General features: G+C 39.9%; 12 protein-coding genes. 8 read left to right on the top strand and 4 right to left on the bottom strand.

What is annotated here, in order from left to right:
• Positions 1-141: 141 nt before the first annotated feature.
• From ADA56_RS05890 to ADA56_RS05875, 4 genes are all read left to right on the top strand, one after another.
• Positions 142-1,809: an anaerobic C4-dicarboxylate transporter gene (locus ADA56_RS05890; protein ID WP_005699616.1), complete on the top strand. Its 1,668-nt coding sequence runs from the start codon at positions 142-144 to the stop codon at positions 1,807-1,809.
• Positions 1,810-2,117: 308 nt separating this feature from the next.
• Positions 2,118-2,660 carry a shikimate kinase AroK gene (gene aroK, locus ADA56_RS05885; protein WP_005699620.1) on the top strand — a complete coding sequence of 181 codons (543 nt, stop codon included), beginning with the start codon at positions 2,118-2,120 and terminating at the stop codon, positions 2,658-2,660.
• 9 nt (positions 2,661-2,669) lie between these two features.
• Positions 2,670-3,758, top strand: coding sequence for a 3-dehydroquinate synthase (gene aroB / locus ADA56_RS05880; protein ID WP_005699613.1), 1,089 nt, complete (start codon positions 2,670-2,672; stop codon positions 3,756-3,758).
• 14 nt (positions 3,759-3,772) lie between these two features.
• The gene (locus ADA56_RS05875; RefSeq protein ID WP_005699603.1) at positions 3,773-4,627 is read left to right on the top strand and encodes a Dam family site-specific DNA-(adenine-N6)-methyltransferase; all 855 of its coding nucleotides are present in this window, start codon (positions 3,773-3,775) and stop codon (positions 4,625-4,627) included.
• Between the two features lies 1 nt (position 4,628).
• Here the strand turns inward: ADA56_RS05875 and ADA56_RS05870 are convergent, their stop codons facing one another.
• Positions 4,629-4,949 carry a DciA family protein gene (locus ADA56_RS05870; RefSeq protein WP_005699602.1) on the bottom strand — a complete coding sequence of 107 codons (321 nt, stop codon included), beginning with the start codon at positions 4,947-4,949 and terminating at the stop codon, positions 4,629-4,631.
• Positions 4,950-5,021: 72 nt separating this feature from the next.
• On the opposite strand from ADA56_RS05870, the gene secM reads away from it, so the two are divergent.
• From secM to ADA56_RS05850, 4 genes are all read left to right on the top strand, one after another.
• On the top strand, positions 5,022-5,339 hold the full coding sequence (gene secM / locus ADA56_RS05865) for a secA translation cis-regulator SecM (protein ID WP_005699597.1): 318 nt from the start codon (positions 5,022-5,024) through the stop codon (positions 5,337-5,339).
• Between the two features lie 73 nt (positions 5,340-5,412).
• On the top strand, positions 5,413-8,109 hold the full coding sequence (secA, locus tag ADA56_RS05860) for a preprotein translocase subunit SecA (RefSeq protein WP_049369788.1): 2,697 nt from the start codon (positions 5,413-5,415) through the stop codon (positions 8,107-8,109).
• An 86-nt stretch (positions 8,110-8,195) separates the two neighbouring features.
• Positions 8,196-8,600: an 8-oxo-dGTP diphosphatase MutT gene (gene mutT, locus ADA56_RS05855; protein WP_049369787.1), complete on the top strand. Its 405-nt coding sequence runs from the start codon at positions 8,196-8,198 to the stop codon at positions 8,598-8,600.
• 22 nt (positions 8,601-8,622) lie between these two features.
• Positions 8,623-10,287, top strand: coding sequence for a sulfatase-like hydrolase/transferase (locus ADA56_RS05850; RefSeq protein ID WP_049369786.1), 1,665 nt, complete (start codon positions 8,623-8,625; stop codon positions 10,285-10,287).
• A gap of 30 nt (positions 10,288-10,317) precedes the next feature.
• Here the strand turns inward: ADA56_RS05850 and holA are convergent, their stop codons facing one another.
• The 3 genes from holA to leuS form a co-directional block, all read right to left on the bottom strand.
• On the bottom strand, positions 10,318-11,355 hold the full coding sequence (gene holA / locus ADA56_RS05845; RefSeq protein WP_049369785.1) for a DNA polymerase III subunit delta: 1,038 nt from the start codon (positions 11,353-11,355) through the stop codon (positions 10,318-10,320).
• Positions 11,355-11,858, bottom strand: a complete 504-nt coding sequence (gene lptE, locus ADA56_RS05840; RefSeq protein ID WP_049358012.1) for an LPS assembly lipoprotein LptE — start codon at positions 11,856-11,858, stop codon at positions 11,355-11,357. The genes holA and lptE overlap by 1 nt, the downstream gene beginning before the upstream one ends.
• A gap of 87 nt (positions 11,859-11,945) precedes the next feature.
• Positions 11,946-14,534, bottom strand: a complete 2,589-nt coding sequence (leuS, locus tag ADA56_RS05835) for a leucine--tRNA ligase (protein ID WP_049369784.1) — start codon at positions 14,532-14,534, stop codon at positions 11,946-11,948.
• Positions 14,535-14,619 lie beyond the last annotated feature (85 nt).

Here is a 14,619-nt window from a genome sequence, read left to right as displayed (position 1 = left end):
GATTTGCTTTTATTATTAAGTCCCTTTATTTTTTGATTTAAAACAAGATTTACCTTAAAAGTACTTATTATGAGTTAATTTTGATGCTAGTATTCGATCAAAATTTTTTCTAATTAACCATAAAATGATTCGGAGTATCTTATGGATTTTCTAATGAACCTAGGTGAAGGTAGCCAGTTTGCTATTCAGCTTGTTATTGTTCTTATCTGTTTGTTTTACGGGGCAAAAAAAGGTGGTATCGCACTGGGTATGCTTGGTGGGGTAGGCTTAATTGTTCTTGTTTTCGGCTTTGGTATTGAACCAGGTAAGCCAGCTATCGATGTAATGCTAACTATCCTTGCGGTGGTAGTGACATCGGCAACATTACAAGCCAGTGGTGGTTTAGATGTCATGTTACAAATCGCGGAGAAAATGCTTCGTCGTAACCCGAAATATGTCAGTATTTTGGCACCATTTGTAACTTGTTTCTTAACTATTTTATGTGGTACAGGTCACGTGGTTTATACCATGTTACCAATCATTTATGATATTGCGATCAAAAATGATATTCGTCCTGAACGTCCAATGGCAGCAAGCTCAATTGCTTCTCAAATGGGTATCATTGCGTCACCTGTTTCTGTGGCAGTAGTGACTTTAACCACATTCTTAGTGAATGCTAAAACACCATTAGCAGGTTTTGATGGTTATTTAGATTTATTAAAAATTACCGTGCCTTCAACCCTTTGCGGTGTATTGGCTATCGGTATTTTCAGCTGGTTCCGCGGTAAAGATTTAGATAAAGACCCAGAATTCCAAGAGAAATTAAAAGATCCAGAATTCAAAAAATATGTTTATGGTGATAGCACATCATTATTAGATAAAAAATTACCACAATCTAGCTGGAATGCGATGTGGATCTTCTTTGGTGCAATTTTAGTGGTAGCGGTATTAGGTTACTTTAAAGATTTACGCCCAGCCTTTGAAAAATCAGCACCAGCTCAAGTAGTTGAAATTGTTTCTGCCGATAAAGCAGTGAAATCTTTCAATGTTAAAGACGGTAAAATTGTTGCATTAGCAAAAGATGGTACATTAGTGCTTGATGTTAAAGACAGCAAAGCGAAAACACAAACAGCCTACAATAACGTTGCAATTTATAACGATAAAGGTGAAGTCGCTCAAACAATTACCGCTCAAGATAACAATGTTGTCATCACTGCGGGTGATAAAACTGAAACTATCGATAACGCTGCAATCGTATTAAAAGACACTGCGAAGAAAAAAGTGAATTTAAGTATGGTTCACGTTATTCAAATCTTCATGTTATTAGCGGGTGCATTAATTGTTATCTTTACTAAAACTGATGCGGGTAAAATCAGTAAAAATGAAATTTTCCGTTCAGGTATGATTGCATTAGTGGCTGTATTCGGGATTTCTTGGATGGCAGAAACCATGTTTACCGTTCACACTCCAATGATGAAAGCAGCACTTGGTGATGTGGTAAAAGCACATCCTTGGACTTACGCCGTGATGTTGTTATTAATTTCTAAATTCGTAAACTCACAAGCGGCAGCATTGGTTGCATTCGTTCCATTAGCTTTAGGTATCGGCGTTGATCCAGCTGTTATATTAGCCTTTGCTTCAGCTTGTTACGGTTACTACATTTTACCAACTTACCCAAGTGACCTTGCGGCAATCCAATTCGACCGTTCAGGCACAACCCACATTGGTAAGTTTGTAATTAACCACAGCTTTATTTTACCGGGCTTAATCGGTGTAATCACTTCATGTATCTTTGGTTACATTTTCACAAGCTTGTTTGGTTATCTATAATAACTAACAGATAAAAGAAAAGGCTATTCGTTTGAATAGCCTTTTTTGTTTGTAAAGTGCGGTTAAATTTTAGGATGTTTTATCTCAATGCTACATTTGACTTTATCATTCATAAACATTCCTAAAACTGACCGCACTTTTGCTCTTCTTAAAATAAATTCCTGCTAAAGGTTGAAACATAGGGGGATTTATTGCGATAATCCTCATTATTTTTTGGGTGATCTTTCGGGCTACCATTTTTTCAGGTGGCCAGTTTTTATTAGGAAAGATTAAATTGAACATTATTTAAGTAAGTTAGAAGAATAACAATGGCTGAAAAACGTAATATTTTTTTAGTAGGTCCAATGGGCGCAGGTAAAAGCACCATTGGCCGTCAGCTTGCGCAACAATTGAATATGGACTTTGTCGATTCAGATGCAGTAATTGAGGAACGTGCGGGAGCAGACATTAGCTGGATTTTTGATTTAGAAGGCGAAGAAGGTTTTCGTAAGCGTGAAGAGCGAATTATCAATGAATTAACCCAATTACAAGGCGTTGTGCTTTCCACTGGTGGGGGAGCAGTGATGTCAAAAGAGAATCGTAATTATCTTTCTGCTCGTGGTATTGTGATTTATTTAGAAACCTCAGTAGATAAACAATATCAACGTACGCAACGTGATAAAAAACGTCCTTTATTACAAGGAACGGATAACCCGCGCCAAGTGTTGGAAGACTTAGCCAAAGTACGCAATCCGTTATACGAAGAAATTGCAGATATTACTTTGCCAACAGATGAGCAAAATGCCAAAGTAATGGTTAATCAAATTGTTGATTTAATTGATAATCTAAACGGCTTAAACGGTTCACTCTAAGGATTAAAAATGTTGTGCGTAAATGTTGAATTAAAAGAACGTCGTTATCCTATTTATATTGGCGAAGGGTTACTTAAAGATGAAACCTGTTATCCGCTGAAGAAAGGGGATAAAGTGATGATTGTGACTAATCCAACCGTCGCACAATATTATCTTGAGCCCGTTACAGAAACGTTAGAAAAAATAGGTTGTCAGGTTGAATCGGTATTATTGCCTGATGGCGAAAAATATAAAACGCTCGAGTCTTTAAACCTCATTTTTACCGCACTTTTAAAGCATAATCATGGGCGAGATACCACGATTGTTGCATTAGGTGGTGGCGTGATTGGTGATGTAGCAGGTTTTGCTGCAGCAAGTTATCAGCGTGGTGTGCGTTTTATTCAAATTCCTACCACATTATTAGCCCAAGTGGATTCTTCTGTTGGTGGCAAAACTGCCGTTAATCATGAGTTAGGCAAAAATATGATTGGGGCGTTTTATCAACCTTCTACGGTGATCATTGACACCCTTACACTCAATACCTTGCCAAAACGTGAAGTGAATGCGGGACTTGCGGAAGTCATTAAATATGGGGCGATTTTAGATTATGCCTTTTTTGAATGGCTTGAAGCACATATCGATGAATTAGTTGCGTTAAATCAACATTCATTACAGCATTGCATTGCACGTTGTTGCCAAATTAAAGCGGATGTTGTTGCGCGTGATGAAACCGAAAAAGGTGATCGAGCATTACTAAATCTCGGTCATACTTTTGGACATGCGATCGAAACACATTTAGGCTATGGGAACTGGTTACATGGTGAAGCTGTTGCAGCTGGAACTATGATGGCCGCTGTGTTATCTGAACAATTAGGCGATCTTTCTTTTGAAGATGTTGCACGTTTAGAAAAACTTTTAGCGCGTGCTAATTTGCCGACTGTTTCGCCTGATACCATGCAGCCAGACGATTATTTACCGCACATGATGCGTGATAAAAAAGTGTTGGCAGGCAAGTTGCGTCTTGTGTTGCTAAAAGCGCTTGGTCAAGCCCACGTGGCGACTGATACTGACAAATCTCTTGTGCTAAACGCGATTGAGCGTTGCACACAACATGACTAACTGTCATTGCTCTCATGTTGCGTCCAAAAAATAACAAAACGAAACCTCGAATTAAACACCGCCCGTTTTTAAAATGGGCGGGCGGTAAATTTCGTTTAACGGACGATCTCAATCGTGTCTTTCCAAAAAGAAAACAATGCTTAATCGAGCCTTTTGTGGGGGCGGGTGCTGTTTTTTTGAATTCCCATTTTGAACGTTATATTTTGGCGGATATTAATCCTGATTTAATTAACTTGTTTAATATCGTCAAAGAAAATGTAGATGCCTATATTGAGGCTTGTAAGCCAATTTTCTTCGCTGAGAATGCGAATACAGCCGACTATTATTACGCACAGCGAGATGCCTTTAATCAATCAACCGATCCTTTCGTGCGTTCGGTGTTGTTCCTTTATTTGAACCGTTTTGGGTTTAACGGCTTGTGCCGTTATAACAGTAAAAATGAGTTCAATGTGCCCTTTGGCGCTTATAAAACTCATTATTTCCCAGAAGATGAATTACGCTATTTCGCCCATAAAGCGCAAAGTGCGGTCTTTTTATGTGCCGATTTTCAACAAACGTTTGAATTAGCGGATAAACACAGCGTGATCTATTGTGATCCGCCTTATGCACCGCTTGCGCAAGATACCAATTTTACTGGATATGCAGGGAATGCTTTTGGACTTGAACATCAAAAGAATTTAGCAGAATGCGCCAAAAAAGCACAAAAAGAAAAGCAAATTTCTGTTGTGATTTCTAACCACGATACGAAATTTACGCGTGAGATTTATAAAGGGGCAAAATTTAAACGCGTTAAAGTACAGCGCTCGATCAGTCAATCTTCAGAAAAACGAGTTAAAGTAAAAGAATTAATCGCCATCTTTAAAGGTTAGCTTAGCAGGTTAATTCAGGATTAATTTTAATCTCAAAGCCTTTTACTTCGGGATAGGTAGGTTGAATTGCCGCGAGTAATTCGCTTTGGCGAAATAAAATCCCTTGGCGAACGACCGCACTTTTGACTTCGATAAAGAGTTTCCCATCCGTAATGGCACCTAAACGAAAAAGCCCTTTGAATTCTTGTGGGAAAAGGCGACTAATGTTTTGGTTCAGTTCATTCAATATTAACCCTTTCTGCATGATTTTGGCAAATTGTGATCCTTCTAGCACATCAATAATATTCATGGCTTTTTGATAACGCTCATGCTTGTTTTCCACAAAAATACCCCAATAATGACTTTACGTTGAATTTCCGATACAATACACACAAATTTTGTCAGAGACAATAAGATGATGAAATCAAACAAAGGTAAAACAAATTTCTGGTCGCAGTTGCTGTTAAGCATGATTGCGATTTTTGCTTTACCTGTCGCTCAGGGATTAGAAGCACCGCCTTCATCAAATATGAGTGGCGAAAATTACCAAACATCATCTGAACAATATATGTTGATTGCAGTGCGTGAAATTCGTCAAGCATTGCAGGTTCAACCTCAGCCAACAAATCACAAAACCCATTCCAATCAAAAACACGAAAAAATTCAACCGCACTTTATCGCGGCAGAGTTTCCTGTTTTTGCCCCTATTCGGGCCGGTCCTGCTATTATTTAATTTTCTTTTATCTTTAAACGAACCGATTTTTTAATCGGATGATCCTTTTTATTTTTTATTTGAAAGAGAAATTATGAGTTTTTTAACAAAAATTTTTGGCAGCCGTAACGAACGTATTTTACGCAGATTAAGAAAACAAGTTGCGAAAATCAACAAAATGGAGCCAGCTTTTGAAGCATTAAGTGATGATGAATTAAGAGCAAAAACAGAAGAATTCCGCAGTCGTTTAGCTAATGGTGAAACTTTACAACAACTTTTACCTGAAGCTTTTGCTACCGTGCGTGAAGCGGGTAAACGTGTACTTGGTATGCGCCATTTCGATGTGCAATTAATCGGTGGTATGGTGCTAACAAACCGTTGTATCGCAGAGATGCGTACGGGTGAAGGTAAAACCTTAACCGCAACCTTGCCTTGTTATTTGATGGCGTTGGAAGGTAAAGGTGTACACGTTGTAACCGTGAATGATTACTTAGCACGTCGTGACGCGGAAACTAACCGCCCATTATTTGAATTCTTAGGTATGACTGTTGGGGTGAATATCCCTGGTTTACCGCCTGAAGCAAAACGTGAAGCTTATGCGGCAGATATTACATATGCCACAAACAGCGAGCTAGGTTTTGATTACCTTCGTGATAACTTAGCGCATTCCAAAGAAGAGCGTTTCCAACGTCATTTAGGCTATGCCTTAGTGGATGAAGTGGACTCTATCTTAATTGATGAAGCACGTACGCCGTTGATTATTTCAGGTCAAGCGGAAGACAGCTCTGAGCTTTATATTGCGGTAAATAAATTAATTCCGAATTTAATTAAGCAAGAAAAAGAAGATACGGAAGAATATACCGGTGAAGGCGACTACACCTTAGATCTTAAAACCAAACAAGCGTATTTGACTGAACGTGGTCAAGAAAAAGTTGAAAATTGGTTAATTGAACAAGGTTTAATGCCAGAAGGTGATTCTCTTTATTCACCAGCGCGCATTGTATTGCTACACCATGTTATGGCAGCGTTACGTGCGAATACTTTATTTGAGCGCGATGTAGACTATATCGTGAAAGATGGTGAGATCGTGATCGTCGATGAACATACTGGTCGTACTATGGCGGGTCGTCGTTGGTCTGATGGTTTACACCAAGCAATCGAAGCAAAAGAAGGCGTAGAAATTAAGAGTGAAAACCAAACTGTTGCGTCGATTTCTTACCAAAACTACTTCCGTCTTTATGACAAATTAGCGGGTATGACTGGTACAGCAGATACCGAAGCCTTTGAATTCCAACAAATTTATGGTTTGGAAACTGTCGTTATCCCAACCAATCGTCCAATGATTCGTGATGATCGTACGGACGTCATGTTTGAGAATGAAGAATACAAATTCAATGCAATTATTGAAGATATCAAAGACTGTGTCGCTCGCAATCAACCAGTTCTTGTCGGTACCGTATCAGTTGAAAAATCTGAAATGCTTTCTCAAGCGTTAGATAAAGCGGGTATCAAACACAACGTATTGAATGCAAAATTCCACGCACAAGAAGCGGAAATTGTTGCGGAAGCAGGGGCGCCAGGTGCAGTAACCATTGCAACTAACATGGCGGGTCGTGGTACCGATATTATCCTCGGTGGTAACTGGAAAGCAAAAGCTGCAAAATTAGAGAACCCAACTCCAGAGCAAATTGAGGCACTTAAAGCTGAGTGGGAGAAAAATCACGAGATCGTGATGCAAGCTGGTGGCTTACACATTATCGGGACAGAACGTCATGAATCACGCCGTATTGATAACCAGTTGCGTGGTCGTTCAGGTCGTCAAGGTGACCCAGGTTCTTCACGTTTCTACCTTTCTTTGGAAGATGGCTTAATGCGTATTTATCTGAATGAAGGTAAATTAAATATGATGCGTAAAGCCTTCACCCAACCAGGTGAAGCGATGGAGTCTAAACTTCTCGCTAAAGTGATTGCATCGGCGCAAGCGAAAGTAGAAGCCTTCCACTTTGATGGTCGTAAAAACTTGCTTGAATATGATGATGTGGCTAACGACCAACGTCATGCAATTTACGAACAACGTAATTACTTGCTCGATAACGATGATATTTCAGAGACTATCAAAGCAATTCGCAGCGATGTATTTAATGATGTGATTGACCAATATATTCCGCCACAATCATTGGAAGAACAATGGGATATTAAAGGCTTAGAAGAGCGTTTAGCGCAAGAGTTTGGTCTTGAGTTACCAATTGAACATTGGTTGGAAGAAAATAACAATCTTCATGAAGAAAACTTGCGTGAGCGCATTATTCAAGAAGCCGAAGATGAATACAAAGCGAAAGAAGCGCTTGCGGGTGAAGAAACCATGCGTCATTTCGAAAAAGGTGTGATGTTACAAACTCTTGATGAGCTTTGGAAGGAGCACTTGGCGGCAATGGATTATTTACGTCAAGGTATCCATTTACGCGGTTATGCGCAAAAAGATCCAAAACAAGAGTACAAAAAAGAATCTTTCCGTATGTTTACTGAAATGTTGGATTCTTTAAAACATCATGTGATTACGACACTTACTCGAGTGAAAGTCCGTACACAGGAAGATATTGAAGAAGCGGAACGTGCACGTCAGGAAATGGCTGAACGTGAAGCATTAACTCATCAACCTGTAGATGAAAATACAGAGCAAGCTCAAAGTGAGGACTATTCTGATCGTCATATTGGACGTAATGAACCTTGTCCTTGTGGGTCAGGTAAAAAATACAAGCATTGTCACGGCAGTAAAGCCCGATATGCTTAGTTAAGGTAAAGAGCGGTTAAATTTTTGCGTGTTTAAAACACCGCTAAAAATGACCGCTCTTTCTACTTTTGAGATAAGGAAAAACGATGAGTAAGCCTATCATTCAAGTTGCGGCAGGGATTATTCGTAATGAATTTGGGCAGCTATATTTGACCCAGCGCTTAGAAGGGCAAGATTTTGCGCAGGCATTGGAATTTCCAGGCGGTAAAGTTGATGCAGGTGAAACCCCTGAAGAAGCCTTAAAAAGAGAATTGGAAGAAGAGATTGGCATTCATATTTTAAATGCTGAACTGTACGAACGTTTTCAATTTGAATATCCAACCAAAATTTTAGATTTTAGTTTTTATTTGGTTACTGAATGGATCGGCGAGCCTTTTGGACGAGAAGGCCAAGAAGGTTTTTGGCTTGAACAACGTGAGCTTGATGCAGGACAATTCCCGCCAGCAAATTTAAGGCTGATTCAGCGTTTAGTGGCTGAAAGTGTCAAATAATATTTAGTCAAATTTATTTATTATGATTCCAAGTATTTTTCTGAGTTTATTTTTTATTGCGACGGTGATTTTTATCGTCAATTCGCACTATCGTTGGACATATTTTTTTGCGATTGCATTATTCGTTTTATTGTTTAGCTCAATGTTTGCGATAACCGGTCAATGGCAACGCGGATTGAATTTTGCGTCCGTGCTTTTTGTGGTGTTGATGTTATTCCATCGAATGAAAATTCATTACTACAAACAACCTTTACTTATTTCAGATTTTTGGCTCGTAACAGACTGGCGAAATTGGGAAACCCTTTTACATTATAAAGGCGCTATTTTTGGTGTATTAGGGCTATTAGGCCTACTTGGCTATGCTGTCTTCGGTTGGTCAGATGTGGAAACTGCATCTACTGGATTTCGCGTATTTGCAGCAATACTTGCGGCAACGAGTTTTGGTTTAATGTGGCATTATTCTAAAGATCCGGATGCAACAAAAGTCTGGCTGGATTCATTGCCGGATGATGGTCGAGATGTCTTTTTAAACTTACCAATGTCTTGTCGTGGCGTATTCTTTAAAGTGCCAGAATTTGAAGGTAATAGTCAAAAATTTAAAGAAAAAATGACCGCACTTTTAAGTGAAAAAGCTGAGAGTAAAACTGAAAGTGCAGAAAAGCCAGACATAGTGGTGTGTCTACAAGAATCAACCTTGAATCCTCATCAATTTGATTTTGATGCAGAAACTATCCCACCATTTTCAATGTTTAATAAGCAGGAAGATACCGCATTTGTTAGTCCATTGCGTGTACATACGCTGGGCGGTGCAACGTGGAAATCTGAATTTGCTTTCCTTGCAGGGGTGCCTTCAACCGATTTTGGTGCTTTGGCAAGTGGGGTGTTTTATTCCGTTGTCCCACACTTACAGACTGGTTTTATTAAAAATCTCCGTGAACAAGGCTATTTTTGCGTGGCATTATCGCCTTTTACGAAAGGTAACTACAACGCAAAACCTGCTTATGACCACTTTGGTTTTGATTTGATGTTGCAACCACAAGATTTAGGTTATCCCGCATCAATCAGCAAAAATCTCTGGCATATTAGCAGTGAAGAGATGATGTACTACACTAAGCTTATTTTACAGAAACAGCATCCATCATTGGAAAATGTGAAACAGCCGATGTTTGTTTATGTGCTCACCATGAAAGAGCACGGTCCTTACAACACGAATATGCCAAACCATTTTAATTTGGTAAGTAAGCGTTTAGGGGGAAAAGCGATTTCTTGCTTGAACGATTATATTGATCGTATTGATAGCCTTAATGAGGCGATCGAAGGTTTAAATGATTATTTAAAATCACGTGAAACACCTTATGTATTCGGTTATTTTGGTGATCACCAAGTCGCTTTTGATAATCAGCTTCCACCGAAAAAAGGTAACTTTGCGAATCCAGATTATGTGACTCAATTTGTGATTAGAACTAATCGTAAGACTGACTTTGTTCAACAGCAAGATTTCTTAGATTTAGCCTTTGTTGGTGGCGTATTACTTGATGTGGCAGGTTTATCACCGAAAGATGACTTTATGCGAGCAAATATCGCTATGCGTCAGTTAAGCCAAGGGAAGCTCGAAGATGCAGAGGATATGGATTTAGTGAATAGCTATCGAAATTATCTGTATCAAGATTTAAAAATTGCGCAATAATAAAAAATCTCGGTTAACGCCGAGATTTTTTTATAAGCAAAATTTAACCGATAAGTCTGCTAATTTTACCCACACGTCTTGACCATATTCTTGCTTGGTTGTGCGCTCAATATCTGCCAATTCTTGCAATATGTCAAAGAGCTTTTGATAGGTGAGTCGTTGTATCGCTGCCATATAAAGGTGACGACGATTCTGCCAAATTTTGAGACGGTCAAAATCCGCTTTGAGTGTCTGTGTAGGCAAACTCATGTTAAGAGAGGGGTTACGTAGCTGTGGTTTTGTTAATTCTAACAAGGTGAGCAGTTCACGTTGTAAAGTACGCAATAAAATAACTGGCTGCACATCTTCAGCTTGTAAACCTCGTAAAATCCGCTTTGAACGATTTGCTTTGCCTGATAACAACGCATCAATCCATTGGAAAGGGGTAAAGATTGAAGATTGCTCTACGACGGATTTAACACGGTTATAAGTGAGTTTATGATCAGGATAAAGCAAATCTAAAAGCTGTAATGCTTGTTTCAATGCCAATAGATTATTTTCATAACTGTAACAAAGTAGTTGAATGGCTTCCTCATCAGCTGATAATCCCATGTTTTTTGTACGATGCTTCACCCAACGAGAAAGTTGTTCTGAACTCGGCGTTTGGCAGTTCACGACAACCGATTGCGGATCAAGTTGATTTGCCTGAATAAACCACTCTTGTTTTTCGGCTGCTTTAGACAATTTAGGCAAGTTGAGAACAAGCAAGCTATCTTCATTTAATCCACTGATAAATTGCTGAAGGTTTTTCTGCAAAAGTGCGGTCAAATTTTCGGGTAAATTAAGAATGAAAATTTGCTTATTAAAGAAGAGCCCCATAGATTGGCTGGTCTCAATTAATGCAGACCAGTCAGTATTAGTATCTATGATGATTTGATTTTTTTCATCAAAACCTTGAGAAAGAGCGGTTTGATAAATGAGATCTTCACTTTCACTGAGCAACAGGGGATCTGTCCCAACCAACAAATAGACTTTCGCTAAATGGCTGTTCAGGTTAGAGGCCAGTTGCTCAGGAAAAATGCGATTCATTATTTTCCTTGAACTTGATGTTGCAAGGCAGCCATTTTATTAATTAATTGGCGAGCCGCTTGTTCGCGCATATCATTCCAAATCACATCACGTTCAGCTGATTTTGCTAATGCAGCACGTGAGTTATCAAAGAAAGTGCGGTTGATTTTTGCAGAGATTGGATAGGTTTCTCCGTTAGCCAAACGTACGCTTGCTTCAACATCAAGAGTCAGTACTTTTTCTGCTTCACGGCCTTGTTTAAAGACAGATGCGACTTTATCGCTTGAAGTCTGTTTATTTAAACGCAACACTGGCACCCCTTGTTTTGCAGGCACAAGGTTTACGTTGTTGCTAAGCAGTTGCTTACGCATAGCCATAGACATTTCACTGTATGGGTCGCTACTTTCAAGAGCCATTGTTTTTAATTCTGCAGGAACAGCCGCACCATTATCGAAGTGCCAACCACAAGCAGTTAAAAAGGCTGTTGCCCCAACAAAGCAGATCGTTTTGATTGATTTCATCATAAAAATTACCTGTAAAATTCACCGCACTTTATTTTGTTTAAGAGTCGTTTATGCAACGCTTGGAATAAAATGCGGTTATTTTATGGATTATTGCGGTTTAACCACCACATTTAACAATTTACCTGGTACATAAATCACTTTCACGATTTGTGTATTGTCAGTAAATTTCTTCACATTTTCATCTGCAAATGCAACCGTTTTCACGGTTTCTTCACCCGCATCAGCAGCAACGGTGACTTTACCACGAACTTTACCGTTGACTTGAACCACGATAAGTTTTTCATCTTCGACCATCGCTGCTTCGTCAGCTTTCACCCATTCGGCATGATCAATGTTACTTTCGTTGCCTAAGGCTTTCCATAATTCAAAGCAGATATGTGGTGTGATTGGGTAAAGCATACGTACGACTGCGCTTAATGCTTCTGCCATAACAGCGCGATCTTGTTCACTTTCTAATGGCGCGCGGGTTAATTTATTCATTAACTCCATTACTGCCGCGATAGCGGTATTGAACGTTTGACGACGACCAATGTCATCGCTCACTTTGGCGATCGTTTTATGCACATCACGGCGAAGTGCTTTTTGGTCTGCAGAAAGTGCGGTCACATCTAAAGCGGTTTTTGCAGGATTTTGACTGTATTCATACACCAAATTCCATACACGACCTAAGAAACGTTTTGCCCCTTCTACACCGGATTCTTGCCATTCAAGTGTCATTTCTGCAGGAGATGCGAACATCATGAAGAGACGCACAGTATCTGCACCGTATTTTTCCACCATCTCTTGTGGGTCGATACCGTTGTTTTTGGATTTCGACATTTTGGTCATACCGGTATGCACCAATTCACGGCCTTCCGGATCGGTGGCTTTGATGATACGACCTTTTTCATCACGCTCAAGAGTCACTTGCGTTGGGCTCACCCAAATACGCTCGTTGGTTGGACTGGTGTAGTAGAACGCATCAGCTAACACCATGCCTTGGCATAATAATTTTTGTGCCGGTTCATCGCTAGTGACGAAACCTGCATCACGCAATAATTTGTGGAAGAAACGGAAGTAGAGCAAGTGCATTGTCGCGTGCTCGATACCACCGATATATTGATCCACCGGTAACCAGTAATTAGCTTCATCTTTATCCAACATGCCTTCAGCATAGCTAGGTGAAGTATAGCGAGCGTAGTACCAAGACGATTCCATAAAGGTATCAAAGGTATCGGTTTCTTTTAATGCAGGCTCTCCGTTGAAAGTGGTTTTCGCCCAATTTGGATCCGCTTTAATTGGACTTTTCACGCCATCCATGACCACATCTTCCGGTAGAATAATCGGTAAATCTTCGATTGGTGCCGGTACGGTTTCTCCGTTTGGCAAGGTCAGCATTGGAATTGGTGCACCCCAATAACGTTGACGGGAAACGCCCCAGTCACGTAAACGATAGTTAACTTGGCGTTTACCTACACCTAATTTTTCTAATTTATCCGCGATACCGTTGAATGCGCCATCAAAATCCAAACCGTCAAACTCAGCAGAGTTAACCAATTTTCCGTGCTCAACAAAAGCTTGTCTAGTTAAATCAATTTCTTCATCCGCAAGCGGTGCGATCACTTGTTTAATTGGCAAACTGTATTTTTGAGCAAATTCAAAGTCACGTTGGTCATGTGCTGGAACCGCCATTACCGCGCCAGTACCGTAGTGCATTAATACGAAGTTTGCGACCCAAATTGGTAGTTTTTCACCCGTTAACGGATGAATCGCAAATAAGCCAGTTGCCATCCCTTTTTTCTCCATAGTGGCAAGGTCTGCTTCTGCCACTTTGGCGTTTTTCGCTTCACGGATGAATTCAGCCAATTGAGGATTTTTTTCTGCCGCTAAGTCCGCTAATGGATGCGCTGCCGCGATACCTAAATAGCTTACGCCATAGAAGGTATCTGGACGGGTCGTATAAACCGCAACTTTTTCTGCGGTATCTGCTACATCAAAAGTAATTTCTACCCCTTCAGAACGACCGATCCAGTTGCGTTGCATGGTTTTAACCATATCTGGCCATTGTGGTAGTTGGTCTAATCCACCTAATAATTGTTCTGCATAATCAGTGATTTTAATAAACCATTGAGGGATCTCTTTTTGTTCTACTGGAGTATCACAACGCCAACAACAACCGTCGTGCACTTGTTCGTTCGCCAACACAGTTACATCGTTCGGACACCAGTTTACGGTTGAGTTTTTTTTGTACACTAAGCCTTTTTTGTAAAGCTCAGTGAAGAACCATTGTTCCCATTTATAGTATTCTGGACGGCAGGTCGCAATTTCGCGATCCCAGTCATAACCAAAGCCCAACATTTTGAGCTGGTTTTTCATGTATTCGATATTTTCGTAAGTCCATTTCGCGGGTGCAGTTTTATTTTTAATTGCAGCCCCTTCAGCCGGCAAACCAAATGCATCCCAACCAATTGGCTGTAACACATTTTTGCCGTTCATACGTTGATAACGAGAAACCACATCACCGATCGTGTAGTTACGCACGTGGCCCATGTGTAAACGACCAGATGGGTAAGGGAACATTGAAAGGCAGTAATATTTTTCTTTAGATGTATCTTTGATGGCTTTGAAGACTTTATTTTCAGCCCAATATTGTTGAACAGCGGGTTCAATCAAATCAGGACGGTAATGTTGTTGCATAGAAAATCACCTTAAATTTTGACCGCACTTTGCGGCATATTTTGCTTTATAAAATGTGGTATAGGATAGCGTAAAATGGGGAAAA

This window comes from Parahaemophilus parainfluenzae (assembly GCF_001055095.1).
Classification (GTDB): Bacteria; Pseudomonadota; Gammaproteobacteria; order Enterobacterales; family Pasteurellaceae; genus Haemophilus_D; species Haemophilus_D parainfluenzae_Z.
Note: the sequence above shows the minus strand (reverse complement) of the source record. Positions and strands in the feature narration are given on the sequence as shown.

Coding starts and splice junctions, on each gene's coding strand:
- lptE (WP_049358012.1), bottom strand. CDS start 11,858: ATGATGAAATCAATCAAAACGATCTGCTTTGTTGGGGCAACAGCCTTT.
- leuS (WP_049369784.1), bottom strand. CDS start 14,534: ATGCAACAACATTACCGTCCTGATTTGATTGAACCCGCTGTTCAACAA.
- ADA56_RS05850 (WP_049369786.1), top strand. CDS start 8,623: ATGATTCCAAGTATTTTTCTGAGTTTATTTTTTATTGCGACGGTGATT.
- ADA56_RS05890 (WP_005699616.1), top strand. CDS start 142: ATGGATTTTCTAATGAACCTAGGTGAAGGTAGCCAGTTTGCTATTCAG.
- aroK (WP_005699620.1), top strand. CDS start 2,118: ATGGCTGAAAAACGTAATATTTTTTTAGTAGGTCCAATGGGCGCAGGT.
- holA (WP_049369785.1), bottom strand. CDS start 11,355: ATGAATCGCATTTTTCCTGAGCAACTGGCCTCTAACCTGAACAGCCAT.
- secA (WP_049369788.1), top strand. CDS start 5,413: ATGAGTTTTTTAACAAAAATTTTTGGCAGCCGTAACGAACGTATTTTA.
- ADA56_RS05875 (WP_005699603.1), top strand. CDS start 3,773: ATGTTGCGTCCAAAAAATAACAAAACGAAACCTCGAATTAAACACCGC.
- mutT (WP_049369787.1), top strand. CDS start 8,196: ATGAGTAAGCCTATCATTCAAGTTGCGGCAGGGATTATTCGTAATGAA.
- secM (WP_005699597.1), top strand. CDS start 5,022: ATGATGAAATCAAACAAAGGTAAAACAAATTTCTGGTCGCAGTTGCTG.
- aroB (WP_005699613.1), top strand. CDS start 2,670: ATGTTGTGCGTAAATGTTGAATTAAAAGAACGTCGTTATCCTATTTAT.